The following is a 15,707-nucleotide window of genomic DNA, read 5'->3' as shown; positions in this document are numbered from 1 at the left end:
TGCTATTTGGGAACGCAATGGGTCAATGAGATTTGCGATCGAAAACCCACAATTTTGTACAATTAGCCCTTAACCCAAGCATATTGACATATACATGGTGTCGTTAGTACATACACCATAAATGCCTAACTCAATATACAAATCTGAGACAGTAATAGTCATGCTTCCCCTTGAACCATTGTTTTGTCCTTGTTGTACTCCAGCCATATTACATTTGCTGACTCAATCCGACCTGACTCAGCACTTACTCCAATTAAGAACGAGGTCAGTTTCTGCGCCTATCAGAAGGAATCAAAAACAGTAGCAGCAATCTCTCTATCCGTAGCAGGGCAAACGTATCTAATGTTTACTACAGGTCGCTTGAATATTTAGACTTAGCCCTGTTTTCTCCTTTTGAGAGAATGTAATAACCGAAAGAGTTGCGAAGCTTTGTTTTCCAGTTTTTGTCTTTGAAGAAGGCAGGAAGCAGTATTCCCTTCTGCCAACTGAGCCTCCTGCCCTCTGCCTTTCTTGATAAATTTTAGTTTCTATTAGAAAATAAAGCTTTAAGTCTTGATGAAATCAAAGTTTTAGACTTTGGCTTCGATTATCGAACAGAATAGAGGCGTCAGTCGTCAGAATTCAGCATGAATTTTGACCGAAAAAGCGGATAGTGTCCCCCTTCAACTTATTTACCCTTTTCCCTTCTTCGTGAACATCAGTCACTTCTCTACGAGAACTTCTGCGTAGCTTGCTTATTTTTAAGAGTAAGTTTATTGCCATTTTTATATCAAGATTCCCGACTTTTTGGAAAAGTCGGGAATTTTAACATGAGCATCAGAAGTTTTTGAACACACATTTAACTGTTAGAAAATGCCTAGAAGAATGATAACAGTCAGCCCACAGAAAGCAAGCAAAGAGATAATCAGAATGTTGCCTATACTGTGATCGGAAGTTGTTAACTTATGTGTATTGGTAGCCATATAAATCAACCAGATTTAAACAACCTTGCTGAAATTATAACTAGGGCAAATCCAGATTAGTCTATCTCTGAACAAAAATTGATTTTAATTCGCGGAGCGTAACGAACTATTTTAAGCTTTTGCTGCCGTATTTTCTGCGCTAACATACCCTACGTGTATTTCAAAAATTAAAAACTAGTCCTATAAGTACAGGAATGTTAACATTTTAAAAAAATAAAATAAGTATTGATTTACAAGTCTTACCGAGCTTGAGAGATAAATATTGACCTTATCGGTGTGCTGATAATCAGATAGATGTAAATTGTTGATATAATCAAGTTTAATCAAGAATTTGAGGGCATGATAGATTGCGCCCAAAATATTATTATGCAGTTATTTACTAACATCTATCAAAAGAAATAACAATTGTATTCCTTTAGTTAGATCCAAAAATACTGAGTCATAGATACTTTAAGTAAAGTAGAACATGATTTAAGTGCCTGCTGAAAAGTCTATACTTGTAGGTACACAGATAAATATAATTTATCTGTGTTATTTCATGTTTATATCTTGTTTAAGAAAAGGTAGAGAATTATTTGTCTTACCTTGAAAGTTAACAATGCAAACATCGTTATCTAGTGGAGTTGCCATGTCTGAATTGCTTCAAGCAGTCTTAGATAGTGAAGAAAGAAGTGATTTACGTTCCTTTATTAGTGAATTACGCCAACAAGATAAAAAATACTTGCTGCGGAACGACATACTCAATGTGTATAGTGAGTATTGTTCTAAGTCCCAGAAGCCTGAATCTTTTTATACTTCCTCGGAGTTAGGCAAACTTATTTACTATACTCAGGAAATAATTCAGGAGGACTCAAACTTCTGTTTCATTATCCGTTCTAAGATTGCCAGCCAAGAAGTTTATTGGTTGACATCAGACTTGAGCATTGAGCCGATGACGGTGCAGGATTTGCTGGATTTGCGCGATCGCTTGGTGGACAAATCTCATCCTAACGACGGCGGCTTGCTAGAATTGGATTTCGGCCCGTTTTATGACTACACCCCAGTCATCCGCGACCCCAAAAATATTGGTAAGGGAGTACAATTTCTCAACCGCTATCTATCCAGCAAAATATTTCAAGACTCCAAACAATTGCTGGACAGCTTATTGAATTTCTTGCGGCTGCACCAATACAACGGTGTGCAACTGCTAATCAACGATCGCATTCAATCACAACAGCAACTTTCCGAGCAAGTAAAAAAAGCTATCGGTTTTGTTAATAATCGCCCCGAAGAAGAACCCTACGAACAATTCCGATTCCAATTGCAGTCAATGGGTTTTGAGCCAGGTTGGGGTAATACCGCAGGGCGAGTGCGGGAAACCCTAAATATTCTCGATGAATTGATTGATTCTGCCGATCCTCAAACCCTAGAAGCTTTCATTTCTCGCATCCCGATGATTTTTAGAATCGTCTTGGTGTCAGCTCACGGTTGGTTTGGGCAAGAGGGCGTTTTGGGGCGTCCCGATACCGGCGGTCAGGTGGTTTACGTCCTTGACCAAGCAAAGAGTCTAGAGAAGCAGCTACAAGAAGATGTCTTGCTAGCTGGCTTAGAGGGATTGAATGTTGAGCCAAAGGTGATTATTCTCACCCGCTTAATTCCCAACAGTGATGGTACTTTGTGCAATCAACGACTGGAAAAAGTTTATGGTACCGAAAACGCTTGGATTTTGCGAGTACCTTTACGGGAATTTAATCCCAACATGACTCAAAACTGGATTTCTCGGTTTGAGTTTTGGCCTTATCTAGAAACTTTCGCCATTGACTCAGAAAGAGAACTACGCGCAGAATTTCACGGCACACCTGACTTAATAGTTGGAAACTATACTGATGGAAATTTAGTGGCATTCTTGCTGGCGCGACGATTGAAAGTTACCCAATGTAATGTTGCCCATGCTTTGGAAAAATCTAAATACTTGTTCAGTAACCTCTACTGGCAAGAATTAGAGGACAAATATCATTTTTCTTTGCAATTCACAGCTGACTTGATTGCGATGAATGCTGCCAATTTTGTGATCAGCAGCACCTACCAAGAAATTGTCGGAACACCGGATAGTGTGGGACAGTACGAGTCTTATAAGTGTTTCACTATGCCGGAGTTGTATCATGTGACCAATGGCATTGAATTATTTAGTCCCAAATTTAATGTCGTGCCGCCTGGAGTAAACGAAAATAATTACTTCCCCTACACCCAGACTAAAGACCGGGTGGAGAGCGATCGCCAACGCCTAGCAGAAATACTCTTTACTCTGGAAGATCCCACGCAAATATTTGGCAAACTCGACGATCCTAACAAGCGCCCTCTCTTCTCAATGGCGCGTCTTGACCACATCAAAAACCTCACGGGTTTAGCTGAATGCTTTGGTCAAAGTAAAGAATTACAGGAGCATTGCAACTTAATTTTGGTGGCGGGTAAATTGCGCGTCGAAGAATCAGGCGACAACGAAGAACGTGACGAAATTATCAAACTCTACCAAATAATTGATCAGTACAATCTCCACGGAAAGATTCGTTGGCTGGGTGTGCGCCTGACTAAAAATGATTCTGGTGAAATTTACCGAGTGATTGCCGATCATCAGGGAGTTTTTGTCCAACCAGCTTTATTTGAAGCTTTTGGTTTGACAATTTTAGAGGCGATGGTTTCAGGCTTACCTACTTTTGCTACACAATTTGGCGGCCCATTGGAGATTATTCAAGATAAGGTTAATGGTTTCTACATTAACCCAACGAATTTAGAAGAAACAGCCACAAAAATAGTGGATTTTATCACTAAATGCGAACAAAATCCTAACTATTGGAATGAAATTTCTTTGCGAGGAATTGACCGGGTTTACAGCACTTATACCTGGAAAATTCACACTACCAAGCTGTTATCATTAGCACGGATTTACGGCTTCTGGAACTTTACATCGAAGGAAAATCGGGAAGATTTATTGCGGTACATTGAGGCTTTGTTCTATTTAATTTACAAGCCAAGAGCGCAACAGCTATTAGAGCAGCATCAGTATCGATAGTTTGTCATTTTTTCATTTGTCATTTGTCATTTGTCATTAGCCAAGGACTAAGGGCTAAGGACAAATGACTAAATTGTTAATGCCCGCCAGGTTCGTTGACCAACTACTCCATCTGTTGATAAATTCCGCTGATTTTGAAAGGCTTTGACAGCAGTCTCTGTCAGTGCGCCATAAATCCCATCCACTCTGACGGTATAACCATTAGACACTAACAGCCGTTGTAAGACTCTAACAGCAACACCAGAGCTACCGAAATAAAGAGTCGGCATAGGTTGGCTACTAAACTTCTGGAACCGTCCTGTAGCCTTTACACGAATTCTACCTCCAGCCTGAGCATATTTCTTAGGCTGACCTAAGTTAGAAGAAGCTAGAAACTGATTATTTTTGCCGATTTTCTTAAGTATGTGTTCTTTTGTTAGTGCGATCGCTGAGGGAGAAGTCTGGGAAACCTCATCTGTCTGCATGAATTCAGGTGGTGTGACTTGAGCAGTCATCTCTAACTGACTCTGTTTTGACTGGTTTACGTCATTTTCCATCTGAAATAATTGCTGCTGTGGCAAATTGGCCCCAGATGCTTGTCTTATTGTTAATACGCCCGTCATCATCAGGCCAATTTCACTCATTGTAGTTCATTTTACTTCAAGCAATATTTCTTTTAACTAACAACATTGCTGTTGTCCGGGATAGTTCATACTGACCAAATAAAAAAATCATGTACTAATTTTTTCAGATAATATTATCAGGCTCATGTTTCCTCACCTCCTATTGCGTTTAATCAGACTAATATTATTAGCTTTGTGCTTTTTTTATCTTTAATCCAGCCATCAATATGTCAGATATGATATTTAAATCAACGGTTTAGACAATAACACACTATATGATCATCTGGGAATGTCATGAAACAAATTTGCCTAGTTGTCTTATGCTGGTGCTTGGTATGCTGATGCTGCTTTTATCATATTTATACTGCCACAAAAAATACTGCTGCATTCACTTAGTCAGTTTTTTAATCATTGATCAATGCAACATTTGATAACAACAATCAATTGTTAATTACAAAAAAATTGTCCTCTCTCAGAGGTTATTTTGAAGAAGAAGTCAGCATTCATAAATCAGAATTCAGTAACTCTGGAAGTCTTCAGGCATAATTCCTAAATATCAACTTTTTTAGGAAATTTTTCTCGGAAAGCGCATACTTTAGCTTCAAGATAATGAAACCGCACAACATTGTTGCACGGTCTTAAATTTTAACTAGAGTTTAAACTACTGCACGACAAAATTACATAGGGGCACTGAATTTTTTTATACAATTCTCTTGCCTAGCTTGTGTTAATTTTTATAACATTTTTAAATGTTGAGAAAAGAAGCACCTTAAAAAAATACGTGTAGGCGTAGCCAGTCGTTAGATATCGCTTAGTACGCCTAGTTATGGATACTGAAAAACTTTTTACCTTTTCTCATCTCGCCACAAAGCAATACCACCTAATAAACCAGTGATATTGGGGATGAGTTTGACATTTAACGGTAGCTGTAAATTCACTCTCACAGCTTCACCGCCGCCAATGTAAAGGTAATCATAATTGAACAGATGTTGCAAGGATGCGATCGCTTTTTCTAAACGCCTATTCCATCTTTTATCACCAATTTTTTCTAACTCTGCACGCCCCAACTGCTGCTCGAAAGTCTCTCCTTTGCGAAACGGATGATGCCCCATTTCCATATTCGGCACCAGCTTACCATCTATAAATAAAGCCGAACCAAACCCCGTACCCAGAGTAATCACCATTTCTAGACCTTTACCTGCGATCGCACCAAACCCCTGCATATCTGCATCATTAATCACCCGCACAGGCTTGTTTAAATGTTTTAATAATGCTGTTTCCAAATCAAATCCGATCCAATCTGGATGTAAGTTTACCGCTGTTTCTGTGACTCCACACCGCACCACACCAGGAAAACCGACCGAAACGCGATGAAATTCACCTTGAGCCGCCGCCAACACAACAATTGCATTAATTACAACCTCCGGTGTAGCAGGTTGGGGTGTATCTAAACGTGCCCTTTCCGTTACAGGATGCCCCGTAATATCCAAAACCATTGCCTTAACGCCACTACCGCCAATATCAACCGATAGGGTACGAATCGATCCATTTTCTTCAACCATTGAGTTACATCCTTGTTAATGCTTGGCTTGGTATTTCGTTATTATGCTCTGTTGAATTTGATAATATCTGGATGTTTGGAGAGTCTTTATATTAGGAATTGGGAATGGGGAATGGGGCATGGGGCATGGGGGAGAAGAGAGACAAGGGAGATAAGAGGGACAAGGGAATAAATAACCCATGCCCAATGCCCAATGCCCAATGCCCAATGCCCCATTCCCAATACCCCATTCCCAATGCCCTAAAATATAAATTTAACTAATATGCATAGCTTCATTCCACCAGAACGCTTTTTTCCCTACCTTACCTGGACTGATATTCAGGCAATGCCAGATAAGGAGAATGTGGTAATCATCCAGCCAGTAGGGGCAATTGAGCAACATGGCCCTCATTTGCCTTTGATTGTAGATGCTGCGATCGGTGTGGGGGTGCTGGGAAAAGCAATGGAAAAGCTGGATGCCAGTATTCCCGCTTATGCTTTACCAAATCTTTATTATGGCAAATCTAACGAACACTGGCACTTTCCCGGTACGATTACCCTGAGTACGGCAACTCTCACGGCAATCATTATGGAAGTGGGAGAAAGTATTTACCGGGCTGGCTTTAGAAAACTGGTGTTAATGAACTCCCACGGCGGACAACCCCAAGTTATGCAAATGGCGGCGCGAGATTTGCACGTTAAATATGATGACTTTTTGGTATTCCCCTTGTTTACTTGGCGCGTGCCTCATATAACTAAAGATTTATTGACTCCGAAAGAGGCAGCGCTAGGAATGCACGCTGGAGACGCTGAAACTAGCATTATGTTATCGATTTTGCCAGAACAAGTGAAGCTAGAGAAAGCTGTTGCAGAATATCCACCAGAACAGTCAGAAAGTAGTTTATTGAGTTGGGAGGGTAAGTTACCTGTGGCTTGGGTGACGCGAGATATCAGTAAAAGTGGAGTAATTGGCGATGCGACTACCGCAACAAAAGAAAAAGGCGATCGCATCCTCGAATCTGTCTCTAACGGTTGGGTACAAGTTATTCAAGATATTTATGCCTATCGACAATCAAAAGTAGACGAGGGATAGAAGCTTTTTACTCAAAGTTAAAAATCCAATACATTCAATGCAGGACAGCATCTAGATTTGCTAATGTAAGAATAATGGAAATAGTACTAGCGTCGCTGCTGAAAATCTATCGGGTAGCAAATTTCTATTGAAAGTAATATTAAGAGAAAGAATTATGACGACATTTGAACCCAAGAGCCTCCGCTCTTATAGCCAAGAAGATGTTCAGCAAATTCTGCACTTAGCGATCGCTCGTCAAGCTGATGACAAAGACACAGAATTTTCTTATGAACAGATATTAGAAATTGCTGCTGAGTTAGAAATTTCACCTGAATCTTTAAAATTAGCAGAGCGTGATTGGGTAGTTCAACAGGGCCAAGTTCAACAGCGAAAAGCTTTTGACACATACCGTATCAGAAGATTTCAGAAGCGTATAGGCAATTATGCAATTTTCAATGGCTTTTTGATACTGGTTGATTTAATTGCTGGTGGCGGAATTTCTTGGTCGCTGTATATTTTACTATTCTGCGGATTACCTGTAGGGCTGGATGTCTGGAATACCTTTCAAACCAAAGGTGAAGAGTATGAAATGGCATTCCAAAAGTGGAGTCGCAACCATCAAATCAAGAAAACCATCAGCACAGTTTTGAATAAGTGGTTTAAGGCATTGCAGGCTTAGGAGATTTTCTGGCGTAAGCGTCTGTGTCGTGTCTCGTAAAGGATGTTTAAAAAGTCCTCTTGTCAGTATCAAAAATTTTAGATACCCCTAAATCCCCCGATAAATTGGGGGATTTTGATTCTGGTTCCCCCCTTAAAAAGCTACCATGTATACACAAGTCGAGTTGGGAATCAAATGGCTAAAAAACAAGAGGCTATTAAAATTTATTGATATTCTCTTTAAGAAAATGTAGTCTGTGGCGAAAACTTTCTCAAAAAAGTAAAGGACAAGTATGATTCTTGTCCTGAATGGTTAAAAGAGCAGATTCTACGTCGAATAGGTTAGATAAGATTAATTCTCTGTAGTTGTGGGTGCGTAAAATTGCAAGCGACCGATGCCGAGAAATTGACCAGCGGTTTGCTCACCAGAGGGAAAAGCTTTTACACCAAATAAATAGACGCCATCATAAAAAGGATTGCGGTAAGCTTGTAGACCAATAGTAACTGTCTTTCCTGGTTGGACAGGAGTATCAAAAATTACTGTGAAAGTCTGTTGTTTTTTGTCGCCTTTTGCAGCTTTAAGTGGCAATTTTGAACCTTGGCTATTACGTGTACCTTCAAAAGCAAAAGTATCTTTCTGATTAAATTTAATATCTTCAGTCCCCTGAATCTGGTTAAAGGTAACCTGCTGCAACGGCTCTCCAGCAGTGGCTGGCACTTCTAAAGTGAAATAGTACGTCGTATCCGAAACACTTGTATCGGTGTATGGAGTGCTTGCACTAACTAAACGCGGTGGTTGGGTAAAGGCGATGCCTAGGTTGGGCTGCGCCAACGCGCCATTACTTAGGGTAACTGCATTGGCTACCGAATGAGGTACTAAATATAGTCCAGTACTGACAACAAATAGAGTAAGCTGTTACGCAGCTAGATTGTATAATATTAGATTAAGTAATTAATTTAGTATCAGCCATCTATGCCAGCAAAAAATCATCTTTCCCAAGAGCAGAAGGAAAGGCTACTAAAAACGCTAAAAGAGCATGAAAATCCCTACGTAAGAGAAAAGATTCTGATTTTATTATTAATGAATGATGGAAAAACTTATCAAGAGATTAGTAAGTTTTTAGATATTGCATATCCAACAGTAGCATATTGGGCAGTTCACGGCGATCCAGATAACCTAGAAAGTTTTTTAGATGGAAGAAGAGAAGGGAACTTCCGCAAAGTTACCAAAGAATATGAGGATTTATTATTAGAAATAATTGAAAAAGAGCCACTAGAGTATGGGTATGAATTTGGTCGTTGGACAGCAGCAAGACTAGCTACATACCTCGAAAAGATAACAGGAATTAAGTTAAGTGGTTCACAAGTTGGGAGAATATTAGAGCGAAAAAAGTACGTTTACCTTTGGGCAAAATACAGCCTAGAGGACAAACAGAATCCTGAAATGCGTAAGGCATTTAAAGAAAAATTGTCAGAATACTTAAGAATAACAAAGGAAGCCCCAGAGCGTTTACAGGTATGGTTTTGGGATGAGAGTGGATTTAGTTTAAGAGTGATAAGAAGAAAAAACTGGGGTAAGAAAGGTACAAGGAAACAAATCACAGGTCAAAGAAGAAGAGGAAGAGTAAATATTATGGGAGGGTTACGTTATCACGACAAGAAGAGAATGAATTTTGTGATTAAAAAAGGAAATGCCGATGTATTTTATGAGCAGCTTCAATCTTTGAATAATTTTCTATTGCAAGAATGGATAGAGCAAGGAAATAGAATTGAGACTTTCAATAAATGTTCTGCGAAAATAGTGATTATCTTAGATAATGCCAGCTTCCATAAAAGAAAAGATATTTTAGTTCGTATCAAGGCAGAAATGCCAAATATTATCCTGGAATTTCTACCACCTTATAGTCCAGATTATAATTTGATTGAATTGGTTTGGCATTCAGCAAAAGAATATATAGCTCATAGATTGTTCGAGTCAGTATCACAGCTAGAAGAGTTGTTAAATAAATTGTTAAATGAAGGAGGTCTTATTATTAAATGGGAACGCAAAATTAAAAATAAAGGTAATGCTGTTTATTAAATTTAGCTGCGTAACAGCTTACTAAAAAAATTAGTAACGTACTTCATAATTTATATTTTTACCTCAATGATTTTTCTTTGAGACTCAAATTCTTGAGTCTTGCTTCAAACACCTATATTTAAGCCTGAGTAAACGCATGATTACAGACTCTAAAATCAGCAAATGTAATCAAGCTTATCGGCTATTTATTAGGCTATTTTGCTGTAATTCTAGCACGCAATTTAAAGTTGTCCAGGAATAAAAAACAGATAGTTAAAGTTAAATGAATTACTAATTTTGCTGGAATTTTCATTAGTAAATTCACTCAAAAGTCGATGATTTTACTGGGCTTTAACTACACAAAAACACCTATAAATTGATATATTTACCGTAGTTTACTTATTGCATACATCTCTAAGTCGGTAGATTTTTGTAGTTATAAATAGTAAATTATCTGAAAAAACAATTCCCGCTCTGCCTCTAGTACTGCAAGGCGGAATTAAAAATTAAAAATTAAAAATTAAAAATGAAGACAGCGTAAGGGTTTTATTGATTGGGAATGGGTGGTTTATTTCCGCCGTGCTGTACTAGTCAGATATTGAGTCTCTGACTCAATGAATGCATTCCCAGTCTCCGACTGGGAAGGAGGAAATGCTTATCAAGCTAGGTTTTTAGGACTTGTGTGTACACCGTAGCTTTGCAAAGGGGGGAAATATCCTGTTCTCCCCCAATGCATCGGGGGAGTTAGAAGGGGTGAATTATATGCAGCTTCACAAAGAAACAGTATTAACTGAACTGTATTGCTCTAGAGGACTAGTATTTGATTTTTGAAATGCACGTAGTGGACTGTGTAGGCCAAATAGTGCATTAGACGTAGTTTGGGTGGAGCGGAGTGTAACCCAACATATATAAGGATGTTGGGTTACGCAAAGCCTCCAACCCAACCTACAATTTTTTTGCACCATTTTAGCCTAGACAGGCTACTACAAGACTACCGAGCTTTTTTCAGAAATCAAATATGATTCCTATATAAGAGATGGTGCGTGTAGCTTGCTTCCCCATAGGGGTGTGCTTATCACCAATATTTCGACCATTACCATTGTGAAAATGGGTGTTTTACTAGATTGCTGTTGAAATATCTGAAGTCATCAGAAACTTCTTCTCCAATCCAGGTTGGTAGTTCAATTTGTTGGTTTTCATCACTGAGTTCAACTTCTGCTAAAATCAATCCTTTATTAACACCATCAAACTCATCTATTTCCCAAATTAAACCGCCCGACTCTATTTTATATCTGATTTTTTCTATAAAGGGACGTTCACACAATGTTTCAAGTATTTCTTGAGCATCTTCAAGAGGAATAGGATACTCAAACTCTAATCTGGAATATTTAATATTAGGGCCTTTAATTGTCAAATAACTTTTTTCTCCTACTATACGTATACGTACAGTCCCTTTGTCCTGTGTGGCAATGTATCCTTGACGATAGACACTACCCTCAGCTAATCCTCTCCAGCTATCTCCTCTCACTAAATATTTCCGCTCTATTTCTTTGGCCATTTTATTTATGTGCAATAACTCAGTAAATTTTCTTTTTGAAGTTGTTCTTTCGCTAAAGTCAATGCTTGATGAGCATTTTTAAACTTTGTTTCATCTATAAATTTATTACCAAAGCGCTTTAAATAAGCTTCCAGATACCGAATACGTAAGCGTGGATCAGTCGGACTCTGAAGAAATGGAAGATCAGCTTCAACCATAAACCGGATAGCCAACAAGGGAATAGGGCTACGAAGTGGACGAAAGTTTGGGTTGTGCAAACCAGGACTGTCATTACGTTTATGAAATTCTCCTATCATCAGTCCTGACTCAACAAACAAAGGTTTAAGTTTTTGTTGGACACTATCTATTAGTTTAGTAGCGTCTTCTATATGAACGTCAGGAAAGATAAGTAAAAAAGCTTTATTGATTGCTAATTCCTGCTCTTTAATATCCATTTCAAGAAAGATATCTCGGTAGCGTCCAACAACATCTTCTAATTGTTCTGAATACAAATCTTTTGTGCGAATAACTGCCAGACGAATAGTATTTGACTTGAGAGATAAAGGTACAAAAGGGCAAACTGCACCGGTTCTCCCTAAGCTAGGATGAGGTCTTCCTAAAAAATTTTTCACCCAATCCATAATTTCAATTAAGTAAGGAAGGTCTTCATGTTGCTGGAGTTGTTCGATTTCACGAGTTGTATAGAGTTGCATGATCTTGAGTGAAATGGAATAATTGTTTAATTCTGAATCCAAAATCAGTTTTATAATATTATGTATTGGGAACTAATTATTATCTAAATAAAGAAAAAGCCTTGAACTTTTCTTATTTTGGGTTCATCTGTGGCTTATGGCATATAAAAATTATCTCCCATTTTTGTGAATTTAAAAAAATTTATGCCGATCAATACACAAACATATTTTTGTATCAAGCAACTTGTGTTCATTAATTTTTGGCATTTTAGTCAGAATACATATGTATTATCCAGCAGATGATCCAATTTTTTTTACACTCTTAAGCTTCTATTATTTTTACCAAAACAATTATAAAGTTTATATCTAAATACTTATTCTTACTGTAAAATTTTAATATTGACTTGACAGCAACTATAAAGCTAATATCAAGTTTGTATAATTTTATTTAAGTAAAATATCAAAAATTAAGTCCAATTTTATTGAAAGGACAAAGGGATGGGGAGGCTGGATGATCTGCGGCTTCTAGTGTTCCCCGTATCCCTACTGTTAAAGCTTCCTTCTTCGTAGGGGTATGCAGACTTGTTGGCACAGCCTTTCATGGAGTAGAGGCTGCGCTATTGGGGGAAAACGGCCCTCAGACAACTCTTGGCAACGCACTGGTTCCCTTACAAAAAAATTGGATATTTTTTGAATTGGAAGACCCTTATTTATCAACAAATTCTTTCACCACTGCCATAGCATCAGGAGGAATCTGGGTAATTAAGCGAAATGGGAATGCGGGAGTCGAAGCAAACTGGGCATAATCTGATGTCAGAAACACAGCGTAGTTTTTAGCTTCTGGAGTCATCTGTGCAGCAAAAGCCAAAGCTATAGCTTTAACGTACTTACGTACATCAGCGGCTTGTTCACCCACAACTTCACCGCCACTAATCGGTGTATTCGGTTGTCCTGCCTGATCCAAAGTGGTACTGGGATCTTTTACACTTAGATGAGTACCGCCAAGTATACCAGCTAGCCATTTGGGGGATGGAATTTTGTCAAATCCCACAATCTGTTCAGTTAAAGCTGGGGTGGTTTTATCTACGGAACCTGCTAACACTAGGGTAGGAACTTGCACCTTAGTTAACCCAGTTTCGCCAAAAATCAGAGAAGTTGTTGGATTAAGAGCGATCGCCTGTTTGATTCTAGTATCCCGTAGTTGATAGCTATTTTCTGGCAATTCTTCAGCGATGCACTGCATACCTTCTGCCAGACTCAAGCTAGTCAAGTTCTTTTTGCAGCGTTGTTTGAGATGTTCCAGTTGTAACTCGGCTCCAGCAATTGCTAAAGCTGTACCACCACCAAAAGAATAACCAACAACCATCGCGTTCGTAGTTGCAAGTTTCCCAACAAGGGGATTATTAGCCGTTTGATTGAGCTTTTCTAATTCGTCGAGGACAAAACTAATATCTTGAGGGCGATACAAAAACTCTTGAGGCTTTACAATTCTGGTTTTACCTTGTAATGCCAAGTTAGTATTTGCCTCATTACTACCGGGATGTTCTAAAGCTGCTACTACATAACCGTGGGATGCTAAATGTTCTGCGAGGTAACGCAAGTCGGTGCGGACTGACCCGAAGCCGTGAGAAAAGACAATTACGGGTTTGTCGGGAGTTGCAGCAGTTGACCAGTAAATATCAACTGGGATTTTGCGATCGCGCTTTTGGTCATTTAGGCTTAAGTTGAGTATTTTTACTTGGGCGCTTCCTGGTTGACTCGGATCAAAAGGGAAAGAAACCTGTGGTGTTATGGGGTCGAGTTGGGGAGCGATCGCTAGCATAAATTGTTGAGTACGCCAAAAAGCTGTATTCAAACTCCCTGCAACCACAAAAGCCTGTGGTAAATCAATTTCTAGGCGTTTACTGGGATAAGCCGCGATAAAACTCAGTATAGAAAGACCCTGCGGTGCAGTAGAGCCTAATACTAATCCTGCTCTCAGTGCTTGTACCCCAGCTTTGTCCTTTCGGGCTAAAGCTGTAGCAAAGTCATTGAGAATAGTTGTGCCAATCTGAGTATTAACTAACCGATTAATGGTGACAACATTCATCGGTATATTCATGCCCAGCGCCCCTAAGAAAAAGCGGCGTTGTTCTTCAGATAATCTTTTAGCATAAGGCTGCAAACTTCCAGGTAATTTTCCAGTTTTTGCAGCTTTTTGCAACTCAGCAAGAGAGATGGATTCTGTAAATAAACCCAAACGCACCACAACTGTGTCAGCCGCAATGGCCGAAGCATTTGTCCCGAACGATGTAAGTATAATCGCACCAAAGAAACCCGCAACTGTCTTAAGACTTCTCCAACTTATTCCCATAAATATTTATACCAAGTGTTACTTACGGGAATATAACGGATATTTGTGTATTTGACTACCCCATTAATTGCCTAAAAATAAAAGTAGATTTTTTCCTGAACTTGATTGCGATGTCTACGATGGGCTACGCCTATGCTCTGATCTCCTCAAAGTAACTGCTAATCCAAACAGAGCCACATCAAAAGCATAACAAAAGCAACAAATTGTAGAATTTATTACAGCTAAAAAATTGAGCATAAATCAGTGTTAACAGCCACAAAAGCTCGATTGGTTCTCAGCTAGGTTTAATACTGTAACAGCGACAATCAAAAATTATTTATTCAGAGTAGCTAGATTTATGTATGGGGTCAAAGAAATCAGTGGTAATCCCATCCCAACAAGAGGGATGGAAGGAATAGCCACCTGCCGATTGAGAGGTTATTTTAAAAGTGTTCTACTGTGATTTTAGGCACTTTTAGATCCTCCCTAACCTCCTTAAAAAAGCTAATGACCAATTAACAATGAAAATGACTGTTAGAACTTGTTGCAGAGGTGTTGCAGGTGGATAGTCTTACTGCTGTAGCTGCATTATCATTACTCATCAAATTCTACCAGCCGCCTCAAAACTTTTTCTTAGATTTATGCGTCACAGACTCCGCTATATTTTAATTTTGCTGCTCTCCTTGAGTATTATTACACTGTGGTGGCCTGTGAATAACTCTGATTGCAATTACGAGACTTTTCTCACATCAAAAACTACAAAATTCCAAGTACGCGCTACTAAAGTTATTGTTCAGCCGTGGCGTGGCCGTCACCATGTATATGGCATCTTTATGATTCCTGATGAATACAAACAATCTCCATTTTTTGTGTTAACAGTCCAAGGTGCTGGCAGTTATTGTTCAAAACAATTTGGTTATAGAAAAAACTTTAATGATATCTTGGCTGAACCAGGCACTTATCTGGTGAGGAAATTTATTAGAACTCGAACAGCTCTGCGGCTTATTCTCCAAGGTTTGTACTTCGAGATCAACAATAAAGATAACTGGACGTTAACTTTCCCTGAACCAAACACTAGTACCGCAAGGCGGAATTAAAAATTAAAAATTAAAAATTAAAAATTAAAAATTAAAAATGAAGACAGCGTAAGGGTTTTGTTGATTGGGAATGGGTGGTTTATTTCCGCCGTGCTGTACTAGTCAAGA

General features: G+C 38.8%; 11 protein-coding genes. 5 read left to right on the top strand and 6 right to left on the bottom strand.

The genetic code is table 11. The features are described from left to right. Window positions 1-1,590 precede the first annotated feature (1,590 nt). On the top strand, window positions 1,591-4,011 hold the full coding sequence (locus tag HUN01_RS05925) for a sucrose synthase (protein ID WP_181932575.1): 2,421 nt from the start codon (window positions 1,591-1,593) through the stop codon (window positions 4,009-4,011). Window positions 4,012-4,079: 68 nt separating this feature from the next. Here the strand turns inward: HUN01_RS05925 and HUN01_RS05920 are convergent, their stop codons facing one another. Then, entirely contained in the window at window positions 4,080-4,634 is a 555-nt protein-coding gene (locus tag HUN01_RS05920) for a peptidoglycan-binding domain-containing protein (RefSeq protein ID WP_181930491.1), read from the bottom strand. An 824-nt stretch (window positions 4,635-5,458) separates the two neighbouring features. Further along, window positions 5,459-6,175, bottom strand: coding sequence for an ROK family protein (locus tag HUN01_RS05915; RefSeq protein WP_181930490.1), 717 nt, complete (start codon window positions 6,173-6,175; stop codon window positions 5,459-5,461). Between the two features lie 261 nt (window positions 6,176-6,436). Here HUN01_RS05915 and HUN01_RS05910 point away from each other — a divergent pair, with 261 nt between their 5' ends. Further along, window positions 6,437-7,246: a creatininase family protein gene (locus tag HUN01_RS05910; protein WP_181930489.1), complete on the top strand. Its 810-nt coding sequence runs from the start codon at window positions 6,437-6,439 to the stop codon at window positions 7,244-7,246. A gap of 154 nt (window positions 7,247-7,400) precedes the next feature. Further along, window positions 7,401-7,904 (top strand): 2TM domain-containing protein, encoded by a 504-nt coding sequence (locus HUN01_RS05905; protein ID WP_181930488.1) that lies wholly within the window; start codon window positions 7,401-7,403, stop codon window positions 7,902-7,904. 330 nt (window positions 7,905-8,234) lie between these two features. Here HUN01_RS05905 and HUN01_RS05900 read toward each other — a convergent pair whose 3' ends face one another. Beyond that, window positions 8,235-8,714, bottom strand: a complete 480-nt coding sequence (locus HUN01_RS05900; RefSeq protein ID WP_181930487.1) for a DUF2808 domain-containing protein — start codon at window positions 8,712-8,714, stop codon at window positions 8,235-8,237. Between the two features lie 141 nt (window positions 8,715-8,855). Between HUN01_RS05900 and HUN01_RS05895 the strand changes: the two genes are divergently transcribed. Then, window positions 8,856-9,962, top strand: a complete 1,107-nt coding sequence (locus HUN01_RS05895; RefSeq protein WP_181929500.1) for an IS630 family transposase — start codon at window positions 8,856-8,858, stop codon at window positions 9,960-9,962. Window positions 9,963-11,034: 1,072 nt separating this feature from the next. Here HUN01_RS05895 and HUN01_RS05890 read toward each other — a convergent pair. From HUN01_RS05890 to HUN01_RS05880, 3 genes are all read right to left on the bottom strand, one after another. Further along, a complete protein-coding gene (locus tag HUN01_RS05890; RefSeq protein WP_181930486.1) occupies window positions 11,035-11,499 on the bottom strand; it encodes a CYTH domain-containing protein in 465 nt (154 codons plus the stop codon). A 5-nt stretch (window positions 11,500-11,504) separates the two neighbouring features. Then, window positions 11,505-12,191 carry a DUF6875 domain-containing protein gene (locus HUN01_RS05885; protein WP_181930485.1) on the bottom strand — a complete coding sequence of 229 codons (687 nt, stop codon included), beginning with the start codon at window positions 12,189-12,191 and terminating at the stop codon, window positions 11,505-11,507. Window positions 12,192-12,876: 685 nt separating this feature from the next. Then, a complete protein-coding gene (locus HUN01_RS05880) occupies window positions 12,877-14,523 on the bottom strand; it encodes an alpha/beta hydrolase (protein ID WP_181930484.1) in 1,647 nt (548 codons plus the stop codon). A 620-nt stretch (window positions 14,524-15,143) separates the two neighbouring features. Here HUN01_RS05880 and HUN01_RS05875 point away from each other — a divergent pair. Beyond that, a complete protein-coding gene (locus HUN01_RS05875; protein WP_181930483.1) occupies window positions 15,144-15,599 on the top strand; it encodes a hypothetical protein in 456 nt (151 codons plus the stop codon). Window positions 15,600-15,707: the final 108 nt, after the last annotated feature.

It is taken from the genome of Nostoc edaphicum CCNP1411 (genome assembly GCF_014023275.1).
GTDB classification, from domain to species: domain Bacteria; phylum Cyanobacteriota; class Cyanobacteriia; order Cyanobacteriales; family Nostocaceae; genus Nostoc; species Nostoc edaphicum_A.
The sequence above is the reverse complement of the archived record's forward strand: the minus strand, read 5'-3'. Positions and strand labels throughout refer to the sequence as shown.

Excerpts from the sequence above, each read along its gene's own strand:
- HUN01_RS05925 (WP_181932575.1), top strand. The coding sequence starts at position 1,591 with ATGTCTGAATTGCTTCAAGCAGTCTTAGATAGTGAAGAAAGAAGTGAT.
- HUN01_RS05920 (WP_181930491.1), bottom strand. The coding sequence starts at position 4,634 with ATGAGTGAAATTGGCCTGATGATGACGGGCGTATTAACAATAAGACAA.
- HUN01_RS05915 (WP_181930490.1), bottom strand. The coding sequence starts at position 6,175 with ATGGTTGAAGAAAATGGATCGATTCGTACCCTATCGGTTGATATTGGC.
- HUN01_RS05910 (WP_181930489.1), top strand. The coding sequence starts at position 6,437 with ATGCATAGCTTCATTCCACCAGAACGCTTTTTTCCCTACCTTACCTGG.
- HUN01_RS05905 (WP_181930488.1), top strand. The coding sequence starts at position 7,401 with ATGACGACATTTGAACCCAAGAGCCTCCGCTCTTATAGCCAAGAAGAT.
- HUN01_RS05895 (WP_181929500.1), top strand. The coding sequence starts at position 8,856 with ATGCCAGCAAAAAATCATCTTTCCCAAGAGCAGAAGGAAAGGCTACTA.
- HUN01_RS05890 (WP_181930486.1), bottom strand. The coding sequence starts at position 11,499 with ATGGCCAAAGAAATAGAGCGGAAATATTTAGTGAGAGGAGATAGCTGG.
- HUN01_RS05885 (WP_181930485.1), bottom strand. The coding sequence starts at position 12,191 with ATGCAACTCTATACAACTCGTGAAATCGAACAACTCCAGCAACATGAA.
- HUN01_RS05880 (WP_181930484.1), bottom strand. The coding sequence starts at position 14,523 with ATGGGAATAAGTTGGAGAAGTCTTAAGACAGTTGCGGGTTTCTTTGGT.
- HUN01_RS05875 (WP_181930483.1), top strand. The coding sequence starts at position 15,144 with ATGCGTCACAGACTCCGCTATATTTTAATTTTGCTGCTCTCCTTGAGT.